Origin of the sequence: Streptococcus sp. 27098_8_76, assembly GCF_041432315.1 — a bacterium.
GTDB lineage: Bacteria > Bacillota > Bacilli > Lactobacillales > Streptococcaceae > Streptococcus.
Map to the genome: position 1 here is coordinate 42,563 of NZ_JAPVZI010000003.1, position 24,711 is coordinate 67,273.

The window sequence follows — 24,711 nt, forward strand, 5'->3', positions numbered from 1 at the left end:
AAACCCTTGATTTTTTCTATTTTTATTTAAAAGCGTTTTTCAAACCTTCAACGGCACCTTCTACAGCACCTTTAGCATCTTCAACTACTTCTTTTGCCTTAGCAACTGTCTTTTCTACAGCGCCTTCTGCTTCAGTCTTACCATCTCCAGTAACTTTACCAAATCCTTCTTTGATAGCGCCTGTTGCTTGTTCCAATTTGTTTTCAAGTGACATATGATTGTCTCCTTTAGTTTTATTCCGATATGTGTTACCGGTTACATATAGTTTATACCGAATACTAAGGAAAGTCAAACAATGTGCTCAGAAAAAAAATCAGGCCAAGTAGAAAGTTAATCTTTCCTTATCAAAATCGACGGCCAACTCATACTTTCCATCTTCATTTTGAATAATATAACCTAGGACAACTAAACTGTCCACAAAGATATCACGGCGTTTCTGCATCAGTTGATCTTTTTTGAGAAATTTTAGCAAAAAAGTCGTCATATACTTGAGGGCATACTCAGGATTGACATCTCCCAAAATGTCATAAAGTTCCTGCTGTTTTTCTGTCAATGGATACTGATGTTTGACCTTGTAGAAATAATTAGATAGGGTCATTTTAGTGCGCGCAAAATCTGTCTTTTCAACTAAAATAGCTGCATTGGTTTGATTTCGTAATTCCGTCTCAAAACTCTGATCCAACAAGGCTGGATAGACCGGACTAGCTTCGCTAACAAAAATCTCTTGATCCAGTTCGAGACTATCAAGTGATTCAAGCATAGGAAGATTAAGGTAATAACGCTTATTTTCTCGTAGAATCAAGCCTGCCTTTATATACTCTTCCATGAGTTTGTCAACTGCTACATCTGGAAATTGAGCCTTAATTTCCCGTAGAATCACATCATCATGCTGGTTCAGATAGCGGATCAATTCTCTAAAAAATGGCTGTCTCGTCAAACGAGATGGATTAAAAATCTGAATCATGAAGATTCCTTTCTTTACATTCTAACAGAGGCGATGCTGCCAACTGACTAGGATTGGTCCCAGCTTGGTTCAAAGGAACAGGCAGACCTAGTTCTCTGTAATACTCTCTCCAAAAATCACTAATCTCCTGCTCCCCATCCCCAAATTTCATGGGAATGGTTTCAAAAATGGGGAGAATTTCTGCCATATACTGAGAACAATAAAAACCAACTCCATCTGGATAGCAAGAAGCATTGTAGGGTGCTCCAAGATGCATACAAGTTCTTTCCTTCACAGACTGGATATCCATTTCTGGGTAAACATAGAGGTCGTACAAATGATTGGACTCAAAGAAGTCTGCCGGTTCTTGACAGACCACACCAAATTCTCCACTAGCGTGGTAAATCATCCCATCCAAACAATTCGCAACATGGTTATAGTTGCCTGTGGAAATCTGGATGGCCTGTCCCATATCTGACTCATCTCTCACAAAAATCAAATCGCCATTTTCTAACATGCTTCACTCCTAGAAAAAAAGGAGCCGAAACTCCTTTCGATATAATTCAAACTAGCCTTTCCTAATTTGAATTAACACTCAAAATCTTAAGCATTGAAGCTTTCAGTCAATTGAGGTACCACTTGTTTCTTACGTGAAACGGCACCAGCAAGGAAGGCGTGGTTGTCTTCAAGTTTGAAGTTGAAAGCCGCTTCGACCTTGTCCATGTTAGCACCAAGAGCCAAGATTTCTGAGTTTGAGTTGACGATATCTGTAATCATCAAGACAAAGTCAGAGTAGTCATTTGCTGTGTTGGCAGCTTGCATTGCAGCTTCGATTTCTGCTTGGCGTTCCAAGACTTCAGCAATATCAACTGTATTGACTTGGGCAACACGAACCTTATTTCCGTTCAATTCGAAAGTCTTAGCATCGATGTCAATCAATTCGTCAGCAGATTTGCTGGCCAAGTTGGTACCAGCTTTCAACATAGCCAAACCATATTCTTCCAAGTTCACACCAGCCAATTCAGCCAATTCTGGAGCAATAACTTTATCTGTTGGGTGTGTTGTTGGTGATTTCAAAAGAAGAGTATCTGAAATCAAACCTGAAAGCATCAAACCAGCAATCTCTTTAGGAACTGCTACACCATGTTCTTTGAACATACGGTAAACGATTGAAGAAGCTGATCCAACTGGTTCCAAACGCATGTAAAGTGGGCTTGCAGTTTCAAAGTTAGCCACACGGTGGTGGTCTACAACACCATAAACTTCTACTTCAGCGATATCTGATACAGATTGTTGGAATTCATTGTGGTCTGTCAAGATAACTTGCTCTGCACCTTCTGCTTTGGCAGAAGTGATGACACGCGGTGCTTCCACACCAAAATAGTTCAAGACAAAGGCTGTTTCTTCATTTGGAGTTCCAAGGGCAACAGCTTCCGTATCCAAACCGTATGCTTCTTTTGCAAGGTAGGCAAAGGCTACAGATGACCCGATGGCATCTGAGTCTGGATTTTGGTGACCAAATACTAGAATCTTAGACATGATAATACCTCATTTTGTTTATTCTCTTTATTGTAGCATTTTTTTCGCTTTTTGACAAAAGCAAGAGGAGTCACTTTGGATTAACGTATTTCTATACAATTGTCAAAGAAAACTTAACTCGTTTTGAGTTCTCTTTGACAGGGGAAACCAGTGTTCCATAAGGTGGAATAACAGTGCATGATGAGATTCGCGAGGCACTTTCTAAATCGAATTTGAAATCTAATAAGTAAGGAGTAAATCTATTTTTTCTCATTGGTCAATTTAAATGTTAATAATAAAACTACAAAAGCGCAGATTGAGTATAAAAGCCAAGCTGATTGAATAGCAAATAAACTAAAAATAGTAAAAATAATATTTCCAATTGGCATAGCCAACATGAAAAGCAAAGATAACAATGCACCACTTCTTGCTAAAAGATCGCTAGGAAGTGAAGACATCAATAGACTATTTATTTTGGGATTAATTTTGCCGCTCAAGTAAAATAAAAACGCTAGTCCAAGCATAGATAAAACTTGGGACCCACCAAGACTATTATTCAGAGATATAGCAAAAATGATAATTGAATCTAAAAATATTATTGAAATGAGACGTAATTTTGAAAAATAATCATGAGGACTTATGGTTCCTATAATACTAAAAAGTATCATTATAATCTGTAATATAAATACTGACTGACTAAATGTTAATCCAAAAAGAGGTACTTTTAAAAAAGATATATTATATATAGCTGAAAAACCACTACCTAAAGCATTAATAAGTAAAATAGATAGTAACATTAATGTGAAACTTGTCTTTTCAGACTTTTGAAAAACTTCTTTTAAACCTAAATAAGTTTCTTTAATTTTTAAAACAAATGATTTTTGATATATCTCCACATTAGTGTGCAATAAAAACTTTTTGTATTTAATTAGTATAAATGATGATGCAAAGAACGATAAAGCATTAAAAACTGCGACAAGGCCAAAATTATCATTTGAAATTGTCAACACATATACGCCTAAGGCTTGACCAGAAAAATTACAAACATATGAGATAAACTGATTTACAGAATGTGCTTCTATTAGATTTTCTTGTTTAACTGTATGTTGAAAAATAGGGAGCTCTAGCCCACCTCTATAGTCACTAATAATATCTGAGACTATATTAATTAAACATATTATAGAAAATGCCAACCAAGTTGTAGTCTGAGTCAATAATCCAACTAATATGAACAAAATAGATTGAACAAATCCCAGTAAAATCAACCACCTCCTTTTTAATTTTGTCTCATCAGCCTTAATTCCTATAAATAATGTAAAAAATACAGGAATTAAGACAATAATATTAGCAATAGCTACAGCTAATTTGTTATTAGGCATAGTAGCAGCAAAAGATACAAAAACTAGATTATACATAGATGAACCCAATTTATTAAAAAATGCAGATATAGCTAAAGCTCTAAAAGATTTATTTTCCCTTAAAATATTCATCTTTCATTTCCTCCAAAAAAGAATTATTTAAAAAATTATTTATTTCAGATACATAGGATTCTATTAAACTCTCAATTTCTATATTAAACTCATCCTTTATTGAGTCAATAGTGAATGTTGAAATGGACGCTATAATAGAAATTATTTCTCCAAATGAATAATTAAGTTTTTTGGAATATTTATAAATACCTAAAGCAATAATATCCGAAAACACTGCATCATAAGCATAAAAATGCTTTGAATACAGCATGCTATAGTCAATGAAGTTGTACTGTGTGTATTCTAGTAATTCTGGAAGTAAACCAATTGAGTTAAAAAACTCTGACTTAATCTTCAAAATATCCTCTATAGAAGAATTTTTACTTAAACTCAAAACGTTATAATCAATTTGACAAAATACATATTGGTAAAAAGATTTTCTAAAAAATACTGATAATTTTCCCTGACTATCGGCAACAAATAACTCACCTAATTTTGCAAAAATTTCCCAAAAGCTTTTAGGAATTTTATATAATTCATCTAAATGTAATCGTTCTTTAAACAAATCATAAGAATATGCATGCATCAGCTCATGGGATAATCTCATTACCCCCATAAAATTTTCTTGATATGTCATTATTATTTTCGATGTCTTTGTATATGGGTTATAGAGAGTAAAATTCTTATGAGTTTTACCTGCTCTTTTTTCACAATCGATAAATCCATTGTTACGATAATTTTCAACAAAATGGAAAAATTCTTTATCGTCTATAGCTCTTAAAATCATCTCAAAAGCATCAGTAGCTACTATCTTTTCCGATTCTAAAAATTCAAATTCCAAAAAATCATATTTATCAAGATTCTTAGTATTAATAGAAACTCTAAGATTTTTAGAAATCAACTCAATAAAGTCGAAACCGTATCGTGTTTTTAATTGCCGTGATATATTTTCTATAAATATTTTTCTCTTATCTAAGAGACTGTTATATACATCTTTGAATTTAGGAGAGAAGACAAAATTTTTATAATCCAATAAAATATCATCGAATATAGGGATATTACGTCTAAACTTAGAGTAATTTACAATTGGAATCCCATTTTTCTTATAGTAATCAGCTTTTAATGTTTCTAGTTGCAGAATTTCCGACCTAAAGTGGTCTTCAATAGAATCTCCATAAATTCTATTAAAAAGAAAATCTAGATGATTATTGAGATATTTATAATTTTGATTAGTAATATCTGTACAGAAAGTCAGATATGTATAGTAATTAAACTCGAAGACTCTTTTTATTATTTCTTCTTTATCGAAATCTGTTGTATGCTGTAAAATATACTCTATCTTCAATATTTCTTGTTCTATATTCCTAAATATATATCTTTTTTCAAATTCATTAAGATTTAAATATCTCAAATTTTGAGTATAGATAGTGTTTAATCTAAAATTAAAAAATAATATGTCATCAACTTTAAGATAAAAACTTTTAATGAGGGTATTAAAGGCTAAAGATGCACTCATGAGCCCTTTTGCTATCGTTCCTGTATTATGGGATATAAACTGTGTTTCCAAGAGATAAGGTTGTTCATTAAAATAACTCAAAAATACTTGTTGATTCTCTTTAGTTATATGATATACAATTAATTCTTCTTGAGAATATCCTGTCAAAAACAGAGTATAATTATATTTAGATATTTTAGAGATTAATAATTTTATTAAATTACCAGTTGAATCATCAGCACAACTAAATATAATATCTGGTTTTATATCATACAAAATTGTTTCAATATTATCAACCGAAAGATAATCATCAATCGTTTCTTTTATACTACTAATTTTTTCTCGAATTGCCTTAGTTTTTAATTGTCCTACATCAGATGTAGAATACCCTAGTTGCGCAGTAATATTCTTTAATTCAACACGATCACCATCAATAACTACAATATTTTTAAAACCAAATTTATCTAATTCATAAACAAGAGGTGCCCCGACAGTTCCAAGACCAATTATTAATATTTTCTTATCAATTATAGATTTATACTGTAAATTAGGTTCACTATCGTTATGTAATGATAAAAATTGTACATTCCTAGATAATCGTTGATAATCATCCCATTCATCTTCATTAATTTCAAAAACAAGAGAGTTTTCTTTCAGAAGGTTATATATATCAATGTTATTATACGAAAAATTTTTATCTAAATATTTCATTTCCTCCCACAATTCTTTTATACAAGGAGAATGAATCACTTTCTCTCCCCCTTTACATGCAGGATACATAATTATATCTTTTTCTCGCTTGACGAAACCTCTTCCAGATTTTAGTATATATTTCATTTTAAATCAACTGAACACATATGCGAAAATTAAGAAAAAGTGGTAATAGCTATATACCACTTTTTCTTGTTCTTAGATTAACAAGCAATAAAGCAACCGCCATTACATACTTGTTCTTCTACTTCGATATCTTCGATAAACATATGCCTGTTCTCCTTTCGTTATGATATATCAATTATAACTTACTTTTATCACAAAATTAAAAAATTGAAGATATGAAATTAATTTATAAAAAAATTTCATATCTTCAATTTTGTTAAATCGATACAATTCTATGTTAGTATAACAGTCAAACTATAGATTAGGAGGATACAGCATGAAAAAAATAATAGCCATTTTTCTCTCTATACAAGCCGTGGCGGTAATAGATATTATTATCTTTCCCCCTTTTGGTTAGTTCTTAAATATTGTAATAGTCTCTGCTCTAATATATTAGAGAGCTCCGGTTGTTCTATTTTAGAAACTTTTAAAATATATTGCTTAACTTCTTCAAGATTAACTCTGTTTTCTATTAAGTAGGAGTATACTAATACCAAAAAATTTAACAAAATTATTTCAAACGTATCAAATACATCAAGGATCATTCTTAACTGATTGACAAAAAAGTTGAAATGAGTTGTTAATCTCCGTTCTACTAACTCAGAAATTAAGTTTAAATATGTATACTTTAAAGCCTTTCTAAAATCTAACAAGGGACTATAAATTTCTGAGCGTGATACCAGTTCTTTTCCTAAAAATAACAAATCTGTATCAGATAGAAAAGGCATAGTATTCCCAAAAAGATGGATTTCATAAGCAGTCCAATCTTCAATATCAAATAAATAATTCGATAAAAATTTGCTATCATCTAGAGATAAAGTGAAATCCCTATCAATTAGATGAATAGCATTTTTTATCACCAAAGTATTTAATTTATCATATAAAAATTGACTTTCTTTGTATTTGTCAAGCAACTCAAGCAATGATTGTTTATCATTTTCTACTGATAGCTTCGAAATTTTATTCATAAGTAACTGATGTTGAGTAGGTTTATAATTTCTAAGAGCAAATCCAAATTCTGAAAATGTTAAATTAATACCTTCAATTACTTCTAACATCTTATCAGCAGAAAGCATAGTTTGTCCAGATTCAAATTTTGATAATTGAGAAACTGATAATTTATTTTTTGCAACATCCTTTTGTTTAACTTTTCTAGCAATTCTCAACTCCTTATAGAATTCACCTAATTTTAATAATTCATTAGAATCCATGTCATTATTCCTCCTTGACAAACTCCGTCTCACAAAATATTATTTTCATCCCTAAAAAGTCTATTATTTATGATCATATCTAAAATTTTAAGATGGATATCCATTACCGATTTTTAGTTTTGTATTATAGGAACCCGATAATTTTTAAAGTGTTTATATTTTTACAATATTGATATTTTTTATCCTCTTCAATCTAAAACTACCTTAATAAATTTTTCTCTCGATTTTCATTTATATATCTGACTTTCTGTGGCCTCTTCTTACGCTTGAGCAGGGCTTCTGCCGACATGGCTTCTTCCTTGCTAGCAAAACCTTGAGCATAGATGAGTTTGACCGGCAAGCGAGCTCGTGTATATTTTGCCCCCTTTCCACTATTGTGGACAGCGAGGCGTCTTCTCACATCAGTCGTATACCCTGTATAATAAGAACCATCACGGCACTCCAGCACATACATATAAGCCTTATGATCCATAATAAATCTCTTCAAGTTCGGGCGTATAGGAGCCATCATCATTGTGGACAATCAAAGGCGGTAAAACCTTAAAACCACTCGTTGAGCCATCCTTGATAGCCTCAATCAAGAGCATATTGGCTTCCTTTTCCCGTTTTGGATAAACAAACTGCAGTCGCTTAGGGGCTAGATTATGCCGTTGCAACATGTCCAAGATGTCTAAGAGTCGGTCAGGACGATGAACCATGGCCAAGCGCCCATTGGACTTGAGAATACTTTGGGCACTACGGCAAATTTCCTCCAGATTGGTCGTGATTTCATGGCGTGCCAAGAGGTAATGTTCACTCTCGTTCAGGTTGGAATGAGGATCCACCTTGAAATAGGGCGGATTACACAAAATCATATCTACCTTACTTCCCTGAATGTGAGCAGGCATATTTTTCAAATCATCGCAGATGACCTGCATTTGCTCCTCTAATCCATTCAAACGGACAGAGCGTTCAGCCATATCCGCCAAACGCTCCTGAATCTCAACAGCCAAAATCTGTGCCTGAGTCCGAGTGCTAGCAAATAGCCCCACCGCTCCATTACCAGCACAGAAATCCACTATCAAGCCCTTTTTAGGAAAACGTGGAAAGCGTGACAAGAGAACACTATCCACCGAATAACTAAAAACCTCTCTATTTTGAATGATTTTGATATCTGTAGAAAAGAGCTGGTTAATGCGCTCTCCTGATTTTAATAATTGTTCTTCTTCCATGGTCCTATTATAGCAAATTTATATTAATATTACAAAGAATATAGATTTCTAACTAATTCTTCTGCTTCTTCAAATGTTGAAGGGCTTCTTTGGTCCAAATTGGCATCATTCGTTTGAGAGGCGCAAAGCCGTAGTTAAAGCGGTCGCTTGAAAAGCGTCTCCGTCTCGGAAACTGGTGCTTTTCTTCCTCCAAAGTGCGGATAGAAAGACTGGCTTTCCCTGTAAATTCATCCAAATCTACTACCTGAACTTGAACCTCTTCATCGACTTTCAAGGCGTCATGAATATTTTCAATAAATCCTGTTCGAATCTCTGAAATGTGAATCAGCCCCGTATCACCCGTCTCTAGTTCAACAAAGGCACCATAGGGCTGAATCCCTGTAATACGCCCCTTTAGCTTATCACCGATTTTCATCTTAGTCCTCGATTTCAATTGTTTCAATCACGACATCTTCAACTGGCTTGTCCATCGCCCCTGTCTCAACAGCAGCAATTTCATCTAAAACAGCGTAAGATGCTTCATCAGCTAACTGACCAAAAACCGTGTGACGGCGGTCTAGGTGAGGTGTCCCACCTTGGTTAGCATAGATTTCTGCGATCGGTTCTGGCCAACCTCCACGAGCAATTTCTTTCTTAGAATAAGGCAAATGTTGATTTTGCACGATAAAGAACTGGCTGCCGTTGGTATTTGGACCAGCATTGGCCATGGAAAGAGCACCGCGAATATTGTAAAGTTCTTCTGAGAATTCATCTTCAAATGATTCGCCGTAGATTGACTCGCCACCCATACCAGTTCCAGTTGGGTCTCCACCTTGGATCATAAAGTCCTTGATAATACGATGGAAAATGACTCCATCATAATAACCATCTTTTGATAGAGCTACAAAGTTAGCTACTGTTTTTGAAGCATGTTCAGGGAAAAGCTTGATCCGCAAGTCTCCATGATTGGTCTTAATGGTCGCAAGAGGACCTTCTACTGTTTCAATGTCTACTTGTGGGAAATGTAATTCTTTTTCTACCATACCAAATCCTTCTAAGGCATCAAAAATGCCATCTTCTTCTAGTGTTTTTGTTATATAATTCGCTTTTTCTTTGATTTTATCATGAGAAATTCCCATTGCAACGCTGATTCCAGCGTAATCAAAGAGTTCCAAGTCGTTGAGCCCATCTCCAAAGACCATGACGTTCTCTGGTTTCAAGCCTAGGTGTTCCACAACCTTTTCCACACCTGTCGCTTTGGAGCCTGAAATCGGCACAATATCAGACGAATGCTCATGCCAACGAACCATGCGAAGTTTGTCTGAGAGACTGTCCGGCAAGCTCAAGTCATCTCCTTTATCTTCAAAAGTCCACATCTGATAGATATCTTCTTTTTCATGGAAATCAGGATCCACATCCAAGTCAGGATAAATCGGATTGATAGCTTCACTAATCATATCGGTGCGAATCGACAACTTGGCATCATGACTCCCAACCAAGCCATACTCAATTCCTTCTTGCTTTGCCCAGGAGATATACTCCTCAACATCTGACTTCTTAATCTGATGTTGATAAATAACCTGACTTTTTTTATCTTCTATATAAGCCCCATTCAAGGTCACAAAAAAGTCAGGCTTGAGATCACGAATCTCTGGCACGACACCAAAAATCCCTCGTCCAGAAGCAATACCTGTCAAAATTCCTTTCTCACGTAATTGCTTAAAAACAGTTGGGATTGAAGCTGGAATAAAACCTGTCTTTGAATTCCTCAATGTATCATCAATATCAAAAAAGACAATCTTGATTTTCTTTGCCTTGTATCTTAATTTGGCATCCATCTCACTACCTCTTTCAATCTAACTCTTTCCATTATACCATAAAGTAGAGAAATCCCACATCCCAATAAAATCCTTATCTCTTATCCGAATTCCTTTACTAGATACAAAACCAAATCATCATTATTTTGGCTAGTTGCATTCATTTCCAAGGGTTGATTTCGATACCAGACACCTGTCCCATCTGGAATGTAGCCCCGTCTGATATACAATCTCTGGGCAGGGCCATAGCCTAAGTGCAAACCTACACCAAGAGTGACCTTACTCGAAACAAACTTGACTCGTTTTTCTGCTTCTTCTAACAGTTGATTCCCAATCCCTTGATTTCGAAAAGGTTCAAACACATTAAAATCTGATAATTCTGGGTAGACTTCTGCAAAAGGACCATGTTTAGCAGAGGGCAAAATGGTAACGTAGCCCGCTACAGCACCATCAATCTCTGCAACTAAGACTTCTCTCTCCCCACTTTCCTGTTCCAGAAAATATCTAGCCAAAATTTCCTCTCTACCAGGCCAACCTTGATTCATAAATCCATGAGATAAGGATTCAATATCAGACTTAATCATATTTCTAATCGTACAATTCATCTTTGACTTACCCACCTTTACTCTTTTTATTACCATTATAGCACGCCAAGGTCAGAAAAAAACGATCTCGTGAAAAAAAACCAATCGAGTCTCAATTCGCTTTCTTATTTCCGAGCTCATGAAAAAGAGGTCCATCCGGACCCAAACTCGCTCTCTCATTTCAAGGATCGTGAAAAAAAGACCCAAGCGGGTCTGAAAAAGAGGTCCCCCGGACCTCAACTCGCTTTCACATTTCTATGCTCGTGAAAAAAAGACCCGTCGGGGTCTTTTCTTTAATCTTCGTTTACGAAAGGCATCAAAGCCATTACGCGAGCGCGTTTGATAGCTGTTGTTACTTTACGTTGGTTTTTAGCTGAAGTTCCTGTTACACGACGAGGAAGGATTTTCCCACGTTCTGAAACGAAACGGCTAAGAAGCTCAGTATCTTTGTAATCAACATATTCAATTTTGTTTGCTGCGATGTAATCAACTTTTTTACGGCGTTTGAATCCGCCACGACGTTGTTGAGCCATGTTTTTTCTCCTTTATAATTTTAGTTGTCCATTAGAATGGTAAATCATCATCTGAAATATCCAATGGATTTGTTGCTCCAAATGGATTTTCATCACGTGAAAAGTCTGGTACTGAATTTGTAGGCGCTGAATAGTTTGAACTTGGTGTAGAATAAGCTCCACCTGTGTGACCCTCTCGCACACTACGGCTTTCCAACATTTGGAAATTCTCAGCCACGACCTCTGTCACGTATACACGTTGTCCTTGCTGGTTATCGTAACTACGAGTCTGGATACGACCTGTCACCCCGATAAGCGAGCCTTTTTTAGCCCAGTTAGCAAGATTTTCAGCCTGTTGGCGCCACATAACGACATTGATAAAATCAGCCTCACGTTCGCCATTTTGACTCTTAAATGTACGGTTTACTGCAAGAGTAAAAGTCGCAACTGCTACATTTGATGGGGTATAACGCAACTCAGCGTCACGTGTCATACGCCCTACAAGTACAACATTGTTAATCATAGTTTACCTTCTTACGCGTCAGTTTTGACGATCATGTGACGAAGAATGTCAGCGTTGATTTTTGAAAGACGGTCAAACTCTTTAAGAGCTACGTCGTCGTTTGCTTCAACGTTAACGATGTGGTAAAGTCCTTCACGGAAATCTTGGATTTCGTATGCAAGACGACGTTTTTCCCAAGTTTTTGATTCAACAACAGTTGCACCGTTGTCAGTCAAAATAGAGTCAAAACGTGCTACCAAAGCGTTTTTAGCTTCTTCTTCAATGTTTGGACGAATGATATAAAGAATTTCGTATTTAGCCATTGATATGTTCCTCCTTTTGGTCTAATGACCCCAAGACTTTGCAAGGGGTAAGTGAGGTTCGCTCACAATAAACTATTATACTAGAAAACATTTTTTTACGCAAGTAAAAACTCTGGAATGCGAAAAAAACGCCACATGGGCGTTTTCCTATTCTTATGGTTTAATACGGTGCAACATACGTGGGAACGGAATGGCTTCACGGATGTGTTTTGTTCCTGCTGCGAAGGTTACCATACGCTCGATACCGATACCAAATCCACCGTGTGGAACTGTACCGTATTTACGAAGGTCAAGGTAGAATTCATACTCTGTACGGTCCATGCCAAGTTCATCCATCTTAGCAACAAGGGCATCGTAGTCTTCCTCACGCATAGAACCACCGATGATTTCTCCGTAACCTTCTGGAGCAAGCAAGTCTGCACAAAGCACGCGCTCTGGATTTCCAGGAACTGGTTTCATGTAGAAGGCCTTGATGGCTGCTGGGTAGTTCATGACAAATGTTGGCACACCAAAGTGGTTTGAAATCCAAGTTTCGTGTGGTGAACCAAAGTCATCGCCATGCTCAAGATGCTCGTAGTCAGCATCTTCATCATTTTCATGCTCTTGCAAAAGGTCAATAGCTTGATCATAAGTGATGCGTTTGAATGGCTCTGCAATGTAGCGTTTCAAGAGTTCTGTATCACGTTCCAAGGTTTCCAAGGCTTGAGGCGCACGGTCAAGAACACCTTGAAGAAGAGCTTTCACATAAGCTTCTTGCAAGTCAAGCGACTCATCATGTGTCAAGTATGAGTACTCAGCATCCATCATCCAGAACTCAGTCAAGTGACGACGTGTTTTTGATTTTTCAGCACGGAATACTGGACCAAAGTCAAAGACACGACCAAGAGCCATAGCACCTGCTTCTAGGTAAAGTTGACCTGATTGGCTCAAGTAGGCTGGCGTTCCGAAGTAGTCTGTTTCAAAGAGTTCAGTTGAGTCTTCCGCAGCATTTCCTGACAAAATTGGGCTATCAAACTTCATGAAGCCGTTCTTGTCAAAGAACTCATAAGTTGCATAGATAATAGCGTTACGGATTTGCATTACGGCCACTTGCTTACGAGAACGAAGCCACAAGTGACGGTTATCCATCAAGAAGTCTGTACCATGTTCTTTTGGTGTGATTGGGTAGTCTTGAGATTCACCGATCACTTCGATGTCTGTAATGTCCAACTCATAGCCAAACTTAGAACGTTCGTCTTCTTTAACAATCCCTGTCACATAAACAGAAGTTTCTTGGCTCAAGCGTTTGATAACATCAAACTTCTCAAGTCCCACTTCTTCACCAAATTTTTCTACAAAGTTTGGTTTAAAGGCCACACCTTGGAAGAAGGCTGTTCCATCGCGCAATTGCAAGAAGGCGATTTTTCCTTTTCCTGATTTGTTGGCAACCCAAGCGCCAATCGTCACTTCCTGACCAACATAGTCTTTTACATCAATAATCATTACACGTTTTGTCATTGTTTTTCCTTTTCTTTTTTATTCTTTATGGAAAACCACTTCTATATTGTTCCCATCTGGGTCAATCACAAAAGCAGCATAGTAAATCGGATGCTCACTACGATAACCAGGAGCCCCATTGTCTCGCCCACCTGCCTCTAAGCCAGCCTCATAACAAGCTTGAACCTCTTCCTTATCTTCTGCTAAGAAAGCAAAGTGAATAGGATCTTGTGTCCCCTGAGCCAGCCAAAAATCACCACCAGGATGAGGGCTGTTTGGGGCAAGAAAACTGATTAGAGAAGTAGTCTTAAAAGCTAATTTATAGCCCAAAGGGGCAAGAAAACTCCTATAAAATCCTTCTGAAATTTGTAAATCCTTTACCTTAATTTCAAAATGATCAATCATTCTCACTCCCCATAAATGCTTTCAAGCGTTTAACTGCTTCTTTAAGCGTGTCTAGATCTGTCGCATAGCTGAGGCGGACATTTTCTGGAGCTCCAAAACCTGCTCCTGTTATAAGTGCCAAACCAACTTCCTCAAGAATAGCTGTTGTAAAGTCAGTCACATCCGTATAACCTTTCATCTCCATGGCTTTTTTAACATTTGGAAAGAGATAGAAGGCTCCTTGTGGCTTAACGACTTCAAAACCAGGGACTTCACATAATAGCGGATAAATGGTATTGAGACGCTCCTCAAAAGCCTGACGCATGATCTCAACAGAATCCTGTGGTCCTGTTAAGGCTTCAATAGCCGCATATTGAGAAACAGATGTCAAATTTGAAGTTGTTTGTCCCGTCAATTTACTCATAGCTGAAATGATTTCTGGATCACCCACTGCATAACCTACCCGCCAACCTGTCATGGCATAAGCCTTAGATACACCGTTGATAACAATGGTTTGCTTGCGAATGGCTTCTGATAGACTTGAGATTGGAACAAATTCATTTCCATTATAAACAAGGCGGCCGTATATATCATCTGCTAAAATCAGAATGTCATGCTCAACTGCCCAATTTCCGATAGCTAGCAATTCTTCACGAGTATAAATCATACCAGTCGGATTAGATGGTGAATTGAGAACTAAAACCTTTGTTTTATCTGTCCTAACTAGTTCTAGTTGATCCACCGTGACTTTAAAATCATTGTCTTCCTTAGCTTGAACAAAAACTGGAAGCCCTTCTGCCATCTTGACCTGGTCTCCATAACTCACCCAGTATGGAGTTGGAATAATAACCTCATCTAAAGGATTGATTACAGCCATAAAGAACGTATAGAGGGAAAACTTGGCACCTGTAGCAAAGGTAACCTCATTACTTGCAACAGAATAGCCATAGTAACGCTCGAAGTAGGTATTCACTGCAGCTTTTAATTCTGGTAGACCTGAAGCTACTGTATAGAAGGAAGCCTGTCCTTCTCGAATAGCTTTAACTGCTGCATCCTGAATATTTTCAGGGGTGTGAAAATCTGGTTGTCCCAAGGTCAAGAAAAGGACATCCTTACCTTGAGCTTTTAATTTTTTTGCTCTCGCATCACTAGCTAAAGTGACACTTTCTTCCATTTCTAAAACACGGTTGGATAGTTTCATAGGCCCTCCTTATTGACCAATGCTCCTGTTTCAAAATCTACTAGATAAAAATTAGTTCCTGACTTGACTTCCCAGATTGGCTTGTCTTGATAACGGCCAAAGGTAATCTTGTCAATCTCGCCAGCTCCTTTTTCTTTAGAAACAGCTTCTGCTTTTTCTTGTGAAACACCCTGATTTAGCTGATAAACGTAAATCTTATGGTCATCTTTTCCAATCAGGACAGCAAGTGCTTCTTGCTGTTTATTACGACCAAGAACGCTGTAATAAGATTCCAAGCCATTGTATAAGTCAACCTGATCAGCCTGCTCTAATCCTGCATACTGCTGAGCTAATTTTTCTCCTTCACTTTTAGCTGTTTGATAAGGTTTCATACTCAGAAACACTAGATACAGAAAGGAAGCACTGATAACCACAAACAAAATCGTCATCCCTAGACCATACTGCCACAGTAGATTATTTTTTGCTTTGTTTTGTCTTTTTTTCACTCGTCTATTTTACCATCTATTGGGCTTTATTACAAGCGAATATAAGAATACTCTGCGAAAATCCAATTCAAACTTTGTCAGCGTCGCCTTGCCGTACCCAAGTACTGTCTGCGGCTTGCTTCCTAGTTTGCTCTTTGATTTTCATTGAGTATAAGAAACCAATTCTATTTCTTCCTTTAAACAAAACAGATTTTTCTTAGTTAAAACCGAGCAAGAAAAGTAAAGACAGCTCCAAAATCAACCGATTAAAAAACCTGAGCTTGGCACTCAAGTTTTCAGAAATTCTTTTAATCTATGGAATCATTTTATCATCCATTCTTTTAGCCAATTTTCCTAAAAAGATAGCCAGTAGAAGGCTAATCATGACTAAAAAGAATCCTAGATAAAGAAATGTTACTATAAAGCCTAAATGGTCAATCAACCAGCCTGTCAGTGGGAAGAAGACAATCATACTCAGGCTAAACATCATAGAGTAGACACTCAGCATGGTTGCCCTTACTTCACTTGGAAGGCGCTCTTGCAAATCATTGTCAAAAATCGGCTGAAAAAGAGCATATAGAGCATTACTAATCAAATAGACCAAAATATAGATGAGAGGTGTTCCAAAGTAGGACAACATATAGGTGACGCCAGTCAGCAGGACGAGGATAGGGAAAAGCTTCAAGGCAGCATATTTCTTTCCAATCTTACTCGCTAGATAGACTGCGACGATATTCAAGAGACTACCAAGTAGCATAACTGCTGAAATTTGCCAACTACTTAAATCTGGCAACTGATTTTGATAGTAAAAATAAAACATATACATGAGTGTTCCGACAATCTGAGATAAAATCATCCAGTTTAAAAGCATGGGATTTCGCTTCAACTCATCCTTAACAGTCCAAATAATCTGTTTCATGGTCACACTATCAGCTTTTTCTACTTTGACACTGGGCTCTTTCAGCATCCAAATCAGGAAAAGAACTATGATAGAAGTGGCAATCATGATATAGTAGGTCAGGTGCAATTGACCATGAACAAAAAATCCTGCTAGCACTGTCCCCAAAGACTGGGTTCCTTCTGACACTCCTGATATGAAACTTGAAATGGATAGATAACGCTCCTTTAGTCCAGCCTCTACAGCCGAGTCATAGACCATTGCTGCGCTTGTTCCTGAATCAAAATTATAAGATAAGGCATTTATCGCCATAGCTAGTGCATAAATCCAAAAATTTCCTTGCCCAGCTAACATGAGAATAGAAGACACAATTCCTGCTATTCGACTTAAATAAAGGTTGGTCTTATAGGAGTAACGATCAGCCAACATTCCAGATGGAATTTCACAGAGAAGACTGGTTGCATGAAAGATACTTTCCAGAAGTCCAATCTGCCAAAGAGACATTCCGTTTTGACTGAGAAAGAGAATCCAAAAGCTGGTAATCCCTAAAAAAGCAAAAAATTCAACTCCGGCCATCAGGCCAATATTTTTCCGATAATTTCTTATTAACATTTTTTCTCCTTTAACAAGTGTATTATTATTTCTTTTGTCCGTCACTTGTTAATCTTTGCCTTACATGATCTCCACCCCTTTTTAGAAGCATTCTTCAATGCCATTATTTTCGTTTAATTGTTTATGAAATGATACCGGAAAAACTGTTCTGTAGTTTCTATTGCAAATTTCCTCGTTTATTTTATCACTTATATCATCATATTACAAGAGAATATAGGAATAGTCTGCAAAAATCCAATGCAAACCAGAATCTAAGTGAAAGAGTTCTTGTTTTTTCTATCTTAAATAACTAGAAATTCTCCAATTTTAATTTTTTTAAATAAACTCTGAGCAAATTCCTTGCAAGTTGTCTTGTTTTGTTGTAATATATTTTATAACAACGAGAAAACTCTCGAAATTTTAAGAAAAAGGAGACACATCATGTCTAAAAAAGTATTATTTATCATCGGATCACTACGTCAAGGCTCTTTCAACCACCAAATGGCGCTCGAAGCTGAGAAAGCACTTGCTGGTAAAGCAGAAGTTAGCTACCTTGATTATTCAGCCTTTCCTCTCTTCAGCCAAGATTTGGAAGTTCCAACTCATCCAGCTGTAGCTGCTGCTCGTGAAGAGGTTCTCGCTGCGGATGCTATCTGGATCTTCTCTCCAGTCTACAATTTCTCTATCCCTGGAACAGTGAAAAACTTGCTTGATTGGCTATCTCGTGCCCTTGACTTATCTGATACACGTGGCGCTTCTGCCCTTCAAGACAAGTTTGTCACCGTATCATCTGTAGCTAATGCAGGTCACGATCAACTCTTCGCTATTTACAAAGACCTCTTGCCATTTATCCGTACACAAGTAGTTGGTGATTTCACTGCTGCACGTGTTAATGACTCTGCTTGGGCAGACGGAAAATTGGTTCTCGAAGAAACAGTCCTAAACTCACTTGAAAAACAAGCGGAAGACTTGGTCAATGCTATCAAGTAATACTCTTCGAAAATCAAATTCAAACCACGTCAGCGTCGCCTTACCGTACTCAAGTACAGCCTGCGGCTAGCTTCCTAGTTTGCTCTTTGATTTTCATTGAGTATAACTAAACTAACTAACATAATAAAAGCGAACAAGGCTACTTTTCTGACACTCAGAAGACTAGCTTGTTCGCTTTTTATATTTAAGGTTAGACTTTTGTCCCCGACTCTTTTCTTCTATCTTCTATACTTCCTTTACAAAAACCAATTCCTGTGGTTGGGACAAGTCTTCTCGGTAGACAAATCCTGCAAAGCTTAAGCGACGAGCTTCCTCAACCGTCTGTACTTGATTTTCTATCAGGGCTGTCAGGAAGGCACCACGCGCTTTCTTAGAAATAGTTGAGTGAATTTTCAACTGACCACCCTTATCCTCCATAAATTTGAAGGACACCATTTTTTCTCTAATTTCCTTAGAAAATACAGTCTCAAACTCGGACGACAAGAGAGAGAAAATCACTTCTTCCTGCCTCAGAGCTCCATCATAGGCTGTCTTCCAATGGCTCTTCAAAGTCTTACCAGCGACTTTTAACTTCATCAAAAAATCCAAACGGTGAGGAGCCATGGGCGACAAGGCTGGAACAACGCCGTACAAAGCCGAGGTAATGAAGACATGATTTTCAAGATAGGATTGTTCTACCTCGGTCAATTTATCTCGCTTGATATGGCGGTACATAAGCCCATCAAAAAGTTTCAAGGCTGGGTAGTGTTGAGCAGTTTGGTTCTTCAAAGCTTGGATATGTTGAAATTCTTCCGTCGCCTTATCGGCTGAAACCTTGTAAAAACTCTCCAATTGACTAGCAGAATAGAGAGCCAAGGCATCAAGCACGGTCTGACTTTCTGGTTTTAAAGGAATTGCCTCGATACTTGGCAAGTCTGTGTTCATTTCTTTTGCTGTTGGGATTAAAATTTTCATATTGATAGTGTAGCATATTTTTTAGCCACAACCAAGAAATTCATCTGATACTCAATGAAAATCAAAGAGCAAACTAGGAAGATAGCCGCAGGCTGTACTTGAGTACGGCAAGGTGAAGCTGACGTGGTTTGAATTTGATTTTCGAAGAGTATGAAAAACCTCGGTTTGACCGAGGTTTCTCTGTTTATTTTGGCCATCCTAACCAGATAGCCCACGAGAACAAGGGCTGTGCCGGCTAAGCTTGTTAAGATAGATAAGAATTTATCTTTTTTCTCCTTGAACTGAAAAACACCTATCTTCAAAGCAAACAAGCCAAGTAGCATTGAAGCAAGCATCACATAAAAACCTATTTGTTTGTTCTCCATTAGCCTTAACTTACATTATTATAACATATACTTTCTGAGAAAACCTATTTTTACTGCACTTTAAATGTCTTGAGATAATTGTCTTTTCCTACTTGACCCTCGAAGGTTTTCCCATTTTCGAGGTAAGGCAGGTCATCTGATACAGAGGCCTTAACCTTGTAAATCTTACCATCAACTTTAAAGAAGTAGACGGTGTCTCCCTTGATTACAGCTGATTTGAGGTCTGTTACCACACCCTTAATGCTTTCTGTTATTGCATTATCAATCTCAAGATCGTTTTTATTGGCATACTTGCTGAGCAGTTCTTCCACTGTCGTGGCTACGATAACGTTTTGGTACTCAACTGCATCCACCAAAGCATACTCTTTGACCAAGCCAGCATTGTCCTTCAAGCCCATGATGTAGAGAGGTTTATCATTGAGGTTGATGAGAATTGGGAAGGTTGCCTTGTAAGATTTCTCCTGGACAGCACCTTCTGCTGATTCACGGGCCGATTCTTCGGTTGCTGAAGCCAAGCTGTACTTGGTGATTTCTCCTGTTCGCATATTTTCAAGGATAAAACCAAGATTACTCTCATCCGCATTAGCCGACGTCACACCTGTGTAGAGATAGATGTCATTGCCGATAGACAAGTAATTATAGCCCTTGGTAGTCCGAGTCACATTTTTCTTGGAAATCATGGCATTCCAGAAACCATCCTTGTACTTGCCGTTATAGTTAATTTGTTCAATGGTTTCCTCTGCTGGATAAACCCTGTCCACCCATTCCGGAACATCTGCCAAGCTGTATTCTTTGGTTTCTCCATTTGTGGCATCTAAGATAATGACTGAAACAGGACGAGGAACCGCAAGCCCAAATTGCTTTTGATAAACTGTAGCTACATAGAAAGGATTGCCCTCATCGTCCACCTCGAAAGATGGAGTTTTGAAGATCTTGGTTGGATACTTCAATCGCAGGTGACGTTTGACATCACGGTTAAAATACTCCGAATCCGAATACTTGATTGGTGTCTTCAAGTCCACCAAGTCCGCATTTCCAGTTACCATATCCACCTTGATATACTCGCCGATTCCCTTGGCCTGATTATTAAACCACTTGATAGGGTCTGCATATTCTAGTGGCGTCACTCGATAAGGTTTCCCATCAATCGTCAATTGAGTATAGGTATCTGCCGCCACGTACTGTGACACCTTATCGGTTAGGGAACCCAAGTAGCGGTCGCCAATTTTTTCAGCAGTACTTCTATCTAAGATAGGAACCTTACTGGTGTCACTCTTAGGAAATTCAGTAAAGTCTTTTTCCGTAACCGTGACTACATTGGCATAATTTTTAGCCTGAAAAATGCTAGAAGTCACCAAGGAAACCAAGCCAGCTAAGAGCAGAATCCCTCCAATAGAAGCTACAAGAACTTTACCTAACCGATTGATTTTGAAGCCCTCAAAATTTAAAGCAGCTTCCGCCTTGCCGTGACGCACATGAACCGTTTTGACAAATTTTATTCCCTTGCCAAAGCCAAATAAGACTGCCACAACTAATAAATGTCCACAAAGGAAAAAGAGAAATTCCCAGCTGGTCAGGTTAAGAGGCGGTAAAAAGATATACCAGGTCGTTGCGATAAAAATAAGTTCAAAGAGAATTCGTTTCATTTGCTTTCCTCCTAAATGATTCGTCCTTCCAAGTGATCCAGTTCATGCTGACAAATCTGAGCTGGGAAGCCTGTCAAGGTCATAGTCTGTTCCTGCCACTTGCTGTCACGATAGGATACCGTAATCGTTTCATAACGCTTAGTAGGTCTCACACCTGTCAATGACAAACAGCCTTCCTCTGTCTCATAAGCTCCTTCAAAGGACAGGAGCACTGGATTAAACATAACCACCGGAACCAAGCCAAGATTAAAGATAATCACGCGCTTCTGCACCCCAATCATATTGGCAGCCAGACCCACACAGGTCTCACGATTTGCTAAAAGCGTATCCTGTAAATCTCTGGCAAGATACAGATCATCCTGACTTGCCGGCTGAGAGACCTGAGATAAAAACAAGATATCCTTTACAATTTTCTTTTCCACTTCCTCACACTCCTCTTGATGTTTACTATATTATAGCAATTATAGCATAAAAACCGATAACTGCAAGCCCTTTCCCTCAACTGTAGCAAAAAGCCATCCGAAGATGACTTTTTCTTTTTAAATCGCATTCTTGTCAAAGCCAAGTTTGCGTTGGATAAACTTAACGATTTCGACAATGATAATCATTGAGAAGCTTCCGCCCATAACGATTCCCCATTGTGACAAGTCTAGTTTAGTTACGTGGAAGATTCCTTCAAGCGGTTCTACGACGATTGTTGCCATGAGAAGGATGAAGGATACCAAGATAGACCAGTTGAAGGTCTTAGACTTGAATGGACCAACTGTCAAGATGGATTGGTAAACAGACTTGACATTGTAGGCATGGAAAAGCTGAATCAAACCAAGGGTTGCAAAGGCCATAGTTAAGGCATCTGCATGAATGGCATGATTGTCACCCACATGAACTGGGTAAATAAGGGCAAGGCCATAAACACTCATAACAATAGCTGCTTGGAGTACACCTTGATAGATGATAGAACTCATGACACCACCTGAGAAGAAGCTTGCCTTGCGTCCACGTGGTTTGTGGGTCATAACACCAGGTTCAGCAGGTTCAACACCAAGAGCGATAGCTGGGAAGGTATCCGTTACCAAGTTGATCCACAAGAGATGAACTGGCTGCAAGACGTCCCAACCAAACAAGGTTGATAGGAAGATGGTTAATACTTCAGCAGTATTGGCAGAAAGTAGGTACTGAATGGTCTTTTGAATGTTTGAGAAGACCTTACGTCCTTCTTCAACTGCGACGATGATAGTCGCAAAATTATCATCCGCAAGAATCATGTCAGAAGCCCCCTTAGAAACCTCAGTACCAGTGATTCCCATACCGATACCGATATCAGCTGTTTTCAGAGCTGGTGCGTCGTTGACACCGTCCCCTGTCATGGCAACAACCTTACCTTGTTTTTGCCAAGCTTTGACGATACGAACCTTGTGTTCTGGAGACACACGGGCATAAACAGAGTATTGACCAACTACTTTTTCAAATTCTTCATCAGATAGTTCGTTGAGTTCAGCACCAGTTAAAACGTGACCTTCTGTATCGTTTGCGTCAATGATTCCCAAACGTTTAGCAATAGCTTCTGCTGTGTCTTGGTGGTCACCTGTAATCATGATCGGACGAATTCCCGCTTCCTTGGCCACTCGAACAGCTTCAGCAGCTTCAGGACGTTCAGGGTCAATCATCCCAATCAAACCAGTAAAGATTAAATCATTTTCAAGCTCCTCAGGAGTAAGATTTTCTGGAATACTATCGATAATCTTATAAGCACCTGCAAGGACACGCAAGGCTTGGTGGGCCATTTCAGAGTTGTTTGTATGAATGAGGTTTGTAACCTTCTCATCAATCGGAGCAATATCCCCAGCCTTATCACGAAGAACACAACGTTTCAAGAGTTGGTCTGGAGCACCCTTGACCGCTACAAGGAATTTACCATCTGACAGCGGGTGAACCGTTGACATGAGCTTACGATCCGAGTCAAATGGCAACTCAGCCACACGAGGATATTTCTCTAAAAATCCTTTAACATCATATCCCTTGTCCAAAGCATATTGAATGAAGGCTGTTTCGGTTGGGTCTCCGATCAGGTTTCCTTCCACATCGATTTTAGTATCATTTGCCAAAACAACTGAACGAAGAAGAGGCATTTCAAGACCCAATTCAATATCATCAGCTGAGTCATGTAGGACTGCATCGTAGAAGACTTTTTCGACGGTCATCTTGTTCATGGTCAGCGTACCAGTCTTATCAGAAGCGATGATTTCTGTTGAACCAAGTGTTTCAACTGCTGGCAACTTACGAACGATAGAGTTACGTTTGGCCAAAACTTGAGTACCAAGGGCAAGAACGATAGTCACGATAGCAGGAAGCCCTTCTGGGATAGCTGCAACAGCAAGGGCAACAGAGGTCATCAACTCACCAAGTGGATTTTTCCCTTGAATGAAAACACCCACTACAAAAGTAACAAGGGCAATGACCAAAATTGCATAGGTCAAGACCTTAGAAAGGTTGTTCAAGTTTTGTTTAAGTGGTGTGTCTGTCTCATCCGCATCTTGAAGCATACCAGCGATATGACCAACTTCAGTGTACATACCTGTATTGACAACAACACCAAGACCACGACCATAAGTCACATTTGAGTTTTGGAAGGCCATATTGACACGGTCACCAATACCAGAATCTGCAGCAAGCTCGACTGACAAGTCTTTTTCGACTGGCACAGACTCACCTGTAAGAGCTGCTTCTTCAATTTTAAGAGAGTTGGCTTCTAGCAAACGTAGGTCTGCAGGTACTACATCACCTGCTTCAAGGGCAACGATATCACCTGGTACCAATTCTTTAGAGTCAATCTCAGCCATGTGCCCATCACGCAGAACGCGGGCAGCTGGACTAGACATAGACTTGAGGGCTTCAATGGCTTCTTCTGCTTTTCCTTCTTGGTAAACACCAAAGGCAGCGTTAATGATAACCACGGCTAAAATGATAATGGCATCTGCGATATCTTCCCCACCAGAAGTCACGACTGATAAAATAGCTGCCGCAACTAGGATGATAATCATCAAATCCTTAAATTGCTCGATGAATTTGACCAGGATTGATCGTTTCTCGCCTTCTTCGAGTTCATTGTGGCCAAATTCAGCAAGGCGCTTTTCCGCCTCACTTGATGACAAACCTTGCTCGGTCGCATCCACAGCCTTCAAGACCTCTTCAGGACTCTGAGTGTAAAACGCTTGGCGCTTTTGTTCTTTTGACATGTGTCTCCTCCTTGACATTGTGTGCAAAACAGACTCTCTTTTCCCTCATCGTATCTTTTCACGACA

The 24,711-nt window shown here is 38.3% G+C and carries 25 protein-coding genes and 1 pseudogene; 1 reads left to right on the forward strand and 25 read right to left on the reverse strand.

The window, feature by feature from the left end; genetic code table 11:
- Positions 1–22 precede the first annotated feature (22 nt).
- From O3636_RS02655 to O3636_RS02750, 20 genes are all read right to left on the reverse strand, one after another.
- On the reverse strand, positions 23–214 hold the full coding sequence (locus tag O3636_RS02655; RefSeq protein ID WP_000051182.1) for a CsbD family protein: 192 nt from the start codon (positions 212–214) through the stop codon (positions 23–25).
- A 99-nt stretch (positions 215–313) separates the two neighbouring features.
- Positions 314–964, reverse strand: a complete 651-nt coding sequence (locus O3636_RS02660; RefSeq protein WP_371641569.1) for a DUF1803 domain-containing protein — start codon at positions 962–964, stop codon at positions 314–316.
- On the reverse strand, positions 948–1,460 hold the full coding sequence (locus O3636_RS02665) for a UDP-N-acetylmuramoylalanyl-D-glutamate--2,6-diaminopimelate ligase (protein ID WP_371641571.1): 513 nt from the start codon (positions 1,458–1,460) through the stop codon (positions 948–950). The genes O3636_RS02660 and O3636_RS02665 overlap by 17 nt, the downstream gene beginning before the upstream one ends.
- A gap of 86 nt (positions 1,461–1,546) precedes the next feature.
- Entirely contained in the window at positions 1,547–2,482 is a 936-nt protein-coding gene (locus O3636_RS02670) for a manganese-dependent inorganic pyrophosphatase (RefSeq protein WP_371641573.1), read from the reverse strand.
- A 239-nt stretch (positions 2,483–2,721) separates the two neighbouring features.
- Positions 2,722–3,951: a transporter gene (locus O3636_RS02675; protein ID WP_050235146.1), complete on the reverse strand. Its 1,230-nt coding sequence runs from the start codon at positions 3,949–3,951 to the stop codon at positions 2,722–2,724.
- Positions 3,929–6,262 (reverse strand): ThiF family adenylyltransferase, encoded by a 2,334-nt coding sequence (locus O3636_RS02680; RefSeq protein ID WP_371641575.1) that lies wholly within the window; start codon positions 6,260–6,262, stop codon positions 3,929–3,931. Before O3636_RS02680 ends, O3636_RS02675 begins: the two co-directional genes overlap by 23 nt.
- A 374-nt stretch (positions 6,263–6,636) precedes the next feature.
- Positions 6,637–7,512, reverse strand: coding sequence for an Rgg/GadR/MutR family transcriptional regulator (locus O3636_RS02685; RefSeq protein ID WP_224218396.1), 876 nt, complete (start codon positions 7,510–7,512; stop codon positions 6,637–6,639).
- A 199-nt stretch (positions 7,513–7,711) separates the two neighbouring features.
- A complete protein-coding gene (locus tag O3636_RS02690) occupies positions 7,712–7,984 on the reverse strand; it encodes a GIY-YIG nuclease family protein (RefSeq protein WP_224218397.1) in 273 nt (90 codons plus the stop codon).
- The gene (locus O3636_RS02695) at positions 7,974–8,723 is read right to left on the reverse strand and encodes a tRNA1(Val) (adenine(37)-N6)-methyltransferase (RefSeq protein WP_261012796.1); all 750 of its coding nucleotides are present in this window, start codon (positions 8,721–8,723) and stop codon (positions 7,974–7,976) included. The genes O3636_RS02690 and O3636_RS02695 overlap by 11 nt, the downstream gene beginning before the upstream one ends.
- Positions 8,724–8,775: 52 nt before the next feature.
- Positions 8,776–9,138, reverse strand: coding sequence for a S1 RNA-binding domain-containing protein (locus tag O3636_RS02700; RefSeq protein ID WP_033677723.1), 363 nt, complete (start codon positions 9,136–9,138; stop codon positions 8,776–8,778).
- Between the two features lies 1 nt (position 9,139).
- Positions 9,140–10,540 (reverse strand): bifunctional Cof-type HAD-IIB family hydrolase/peptidylprolyl isomerase, encoded by a 1,401-nt coding sequence (locus O3636_RS02705; RefSeq protein ID WP_371641578.1) that lies wholly within the window; start codon positions 10,538–10,540, stop codon positions 9,140–9,142.
- 80 nt (positions 10,541–10,620) lie between these two features.
- Positions 10,621–11,124, reverse strand: a complete 504-nt coding sequence (locus O3636_RS02710) for a GNAT family N-acetyltransferase (RefSeq protein ID WP_004244450.1) — start codon at positions 11,122–11,124, stop codon at positions 10,621–10,623.
- A 272-nt stretch (positions 11,125–11,396) separates the two neighbouring features.
- A complete protein-coding gene (rpsR, locus tag O3636_RS02715; RefSeq protein WP_000068664.1) occupies positions 11,397–11,636 on the reverse strand; it encodes a 30S ribosomal protein S18 in 240 nt (79 codons plus the stop codon).
- 31 nt (positions 11,637–11,667) lie between these two features.
- Complete coding sequence (ssbA, locus tag O3636_RS02720) at positions 11,668–12,138, reverse strand: single-stranded DNA-binding protein SsbA (RefSeq protein ID WP_075232200.1); 471 nt, start codon at positions 12,136–12,138, stop codon at positions 11,668–11,670.
- Positions 12,139–12,149: 11 nt separating this feature from the next.
- Positions 12,150–12,440, reverse strand: coding sequence for a 30S ribosomal protein S6 (rpsF, locus tag O3636_RS02725; protein ID WP_075232201.1), 291 nt, complete (start codon positions 12,438–12,440; stop codon positions 12,150–12,152).
- Between the two features lie 153 nt (positions 12,441–12,593).
- A complete protein-coding gene (gene asnS, locus O3636_RS02730) occupies positions 12,594–13,937 on the reverse strand; it encodes an asparagine--tRNA ligase (protein WP_371641582.1) in 1,344 nt (447 codons plus the stop codon).
- Between the two features lie 18 nt (positions 13,938–13,955).
- Positions 13,956–14,321: a VOC family protein gene (locus tag O3636_RS02735; RefSeq protein WP_371641584.1), complete on the reverse strand. Its 366-nt coding sequence runs from the start codon at positions 14,319–14,321 to the stop codon at positions 13,956–13,958.
- Positions 14,314–15,501: a pyridoxal phosphate-dependent aminotransferase gene (locus O3636_RS02740; protein WP_371641586.1), complete on the reverse strand. Its 1,188-nt coding sequence runs from the start codon at positions 15,499–15,501 to the stop codon at positions 14,314–14,316. The genes O3636_RS02735 and O3636_RS02740 overlap by 8 nt, the downstream gene beginning before the upstream one ends.
- Positions 15,498–15,986: a DUF5590 domain-containing protein gene (locus O3636_RS02745; RefSeq protein WP_371641588.1), complete on the reverse strand. Its 489-nt coding sequence runs from the start codon at positions 15,984–15,986 to the stop codon at positions 15,498–15,500. The genes O3636_RS02740 and O3636_RS02745 overlap by 4 nt, the downstream gene beginning before the upstream one ends.
- A gap of 292 nt (positions 15,987–16,278) precedes the next feature.
- Complete coding sequence (locus O3636_RS02750) at positions 16,279–17,475, reverse strand: MFS transporter (protein ID WP_371641590.1); 1,197 nt, start codon at positions 17,473–17,475, stop codon at positions 16,279–16,281.
- A 420-nt stretch (positions 17,476–17,895) separates the two neighbouring features.
- Here O3636_RS02750 and O3636_RS02755 point away from each other — a divergent pair, with 420 nt between their 5' ends.
- Positions 17,896–18,444 (forward strand): NADPH-dependent FMN reductase, encoded by a 549-nt coding sequence (locus O3636_RS02755; RefSeq protein WP_371641591.1) that lies wholly within the window; start codon positions 17,896–17,898, stop codon positions 18,442–18,444.
- Between the two features lie 225 nt (positions 18,445–18,669).
- On the opposite strand, the gene yaaA is transcribed toward O3636_RS02755, so the two are convergent.
- The 5 genes and pseudogenes from yaaA to O3636_RS02780 form a co-directional block, all read right to left on the reverse strand.
- Positions 18,670–19,398: a peroxide stress protein YaaA gene (gene yaaA / locus O3636_RS02760; RefSeq protein ID WP_371641593.1), complete on the reverse strand. Its 729-nt coding sequence runs from the start codon at positions 19,396–19,398 to the stop codon at positions 18,670–18,672.
- A 184-nt stretch (positions 19,399–19,582) separates the two neighbouring features.
- Positions 19,583–19,748 (reverse strand): annotated as a pseudogene (locus O3636_RS02765) (DUF3953 domain-containing protein).
- Positions 19,749–19,813: 65 nt separating this feature from the next.
- Positions 19,814–21,409 carry a hypothetical protein gene (locus O3636_RS02770; protein WP_371641595.1) on the reverse strand — a complete coding sequence of 532 codons (1,596 nt, stop codon included), beginning with the start codon at positions 21,407–21,409 and terminating at the stop codon, positions 19,814–19,816.
- A gap of 11 nt (positions 21,410–21,420) precedes the next feature.
- Positions 21,421–21,831 carry a peptide deformylase gene (locus O3636_RS02775; RefSeq protein ID WP_371641597.1) on the reverse strand — a complete coding sequence of 137 codons (411 nt, stop codon included), beginning with the start codon at positions 21,829–21,831 and terminating at the stop codon, positions 21,421–21,423.
- Positions 21,832–21,948: 117 nt separating this feature from the next.
- Entirely contained in the window at positions 21,949–24,645 is a 2,697-nt protein-coding gene (locus O3636_RS02780; protein WP_371641599.1) for a cation-translocating P-type ATPase, read from the reverse strand.
- Positions 24,646–24,711: the final 66 nt, after the last annotated feature.

Coding starts and splice junctions, on each gene's coding strand:
- O3636_RS02710 (WP_004244450.1), bottom strand. CDS start 11,124: ATGAATTGTACGATTAGAAATATGATTAAGTCTGATATTGAATCCTTA.
- rpsF (WP_075232201.1), bottom strand. CDS start 12,440: ATGGCTAAATACGAAATTCTTTATATCATTCGTCCAAACATTGAAGAA.
- O3636_RS02675 (WP_050235146.1), bottom strand. CDS start 3,951: ATGAATATTTTAAGGGAAAATAAATCTTTTAGAGCTTTAGCTATATCT.
- O3636_RS02670 (WP_371641573.1), bottom strand. CDS start 2,482: ATGTCTAAGATTCTAGTATTTGGTCACCAAAATCCAGACTCAGATGCC.
- O3636_RS02705 (WP_371641578.1), bottom strand. CDS start 10,540: ATGGATGCCAAATTAAGATACAAGGCAAAGAAAATCAAGATTGTCTTT.
- asnS (WP_371641582.1), bottom strand. CDS start 13,937: ATGACAAAACGTGTAATGATTATTGATGTAAAAGACTATGTTGGTCAG.
- O3636_RS02655 (WP_000051182.1), bottom strand. CDS start 214: ATGTCACTTGAAAACAAATTGGAACAAGCAACAGGCGCTATCAAAGAA.
- O3636_RS02660 (WP_371641569.1), bottom strand. CDS start 964: ATGATTCAGATTTTTAATCCATCTCGTTTGACGAGACAGCCATTTTTT.
- O3636_RS02665 (WP_371641571.1), bottom strand. CDS start 1,460: ATGTTAGAAAATGGCGATTTGATTTTTGTGAGAGATGAGTCAGATATG.
- O3636_RS02770 (WP_371641595.1), bottom strand. CDS start 21,409: ATGAAACGAATTCTCTTTGAACTTATTTTTATCGCAACGACCTGGTAT.
- O3636_RS02750 (WP_371641590.1), bottom strand. CDS start 17,475: ATGTTAATAAGAAATTATCGGAAAAATATTGGCCTGATGGCCGGAGTT.
- O3636_RS02680 (WP_371641575.1), bottom strand. CDS start 6,262: ATGAAATATATACTAAAATCTGGAAGAGGTTTCGTCAAGCGAGAAAAA.
- O3636_RS02755 (WP_371641591.1), top strand. CDS start 17,896: ATGTCTAAAAAAGTATTATTTATCATCGGATCACTACGTCAAGGCTCT.
- O3636_RS02685 (WP_224218396.1), bottom strand. CDS start 7,512: ATGGATTCTAATGAATTATTAAAATTAGGTGAATTCTATAAGGAGTTG.
- O3636_RS02690 (WP_224218397.1), bottom strand. CDS start 7,984: ATGGATCATAAGGCTTATATGTATGTGCTGGAGTGCCGTGATGGTTCT.
- rpsR (WP_000068664.1), bottom strand. CDS start 11,636: ATGGCTCAACAACGTCGTGGCGGATTCAAACGCCGTAAAAAAGTTGAT.
- O3636_RS02735 (WP_371641584.1), bottom strand. CDS start 14,321: ATGATTGATCATTTTGAAATTAAGGTAAAGGATTTACAAATTTCAGAA.
- yaaA (WP_371641593.1), bottom strand. CDS start 19,398: ATGAAAATTTTAATCCCAACAGCAAAAGAAATGAACACAGACTTGCCA.
- O3636_RS02740 (WP_371641586.1), bottom strand. CDS start 15,501: ATGAAACTATCCAACCGTGTTTTAGAAATGGAAGAAAGTGTCACTTTA.
- O3636_RS02700 (WP_033677723.1), bottom strand. CDS start 9,138: ATGAAAATCGGTGATAAGCTAAAGGGGCGTATTACAGGGATTCAGCCC.
- O3636_RS02780 (WP_371641599.1), bottom strand. CDS start 24,645: ATGTCAAAAGAACAAAAGCGCCAAGCGTTTTACACTCAGAGTCCTGAA.
- ssbA (WP_075232200.1), bottom strand. CDS start 12,138: ATGATTAACAATGTTGTACTTGTAGGGCGTATGACACGTGACGCTGAG.
- O3636_RS02695 (WP_261012796.1), bottom strand. CDS start 8,723: ATGGAAGAAGAACAATTATTAAAATCAGGAGAGCGCATTAACCAGCTC.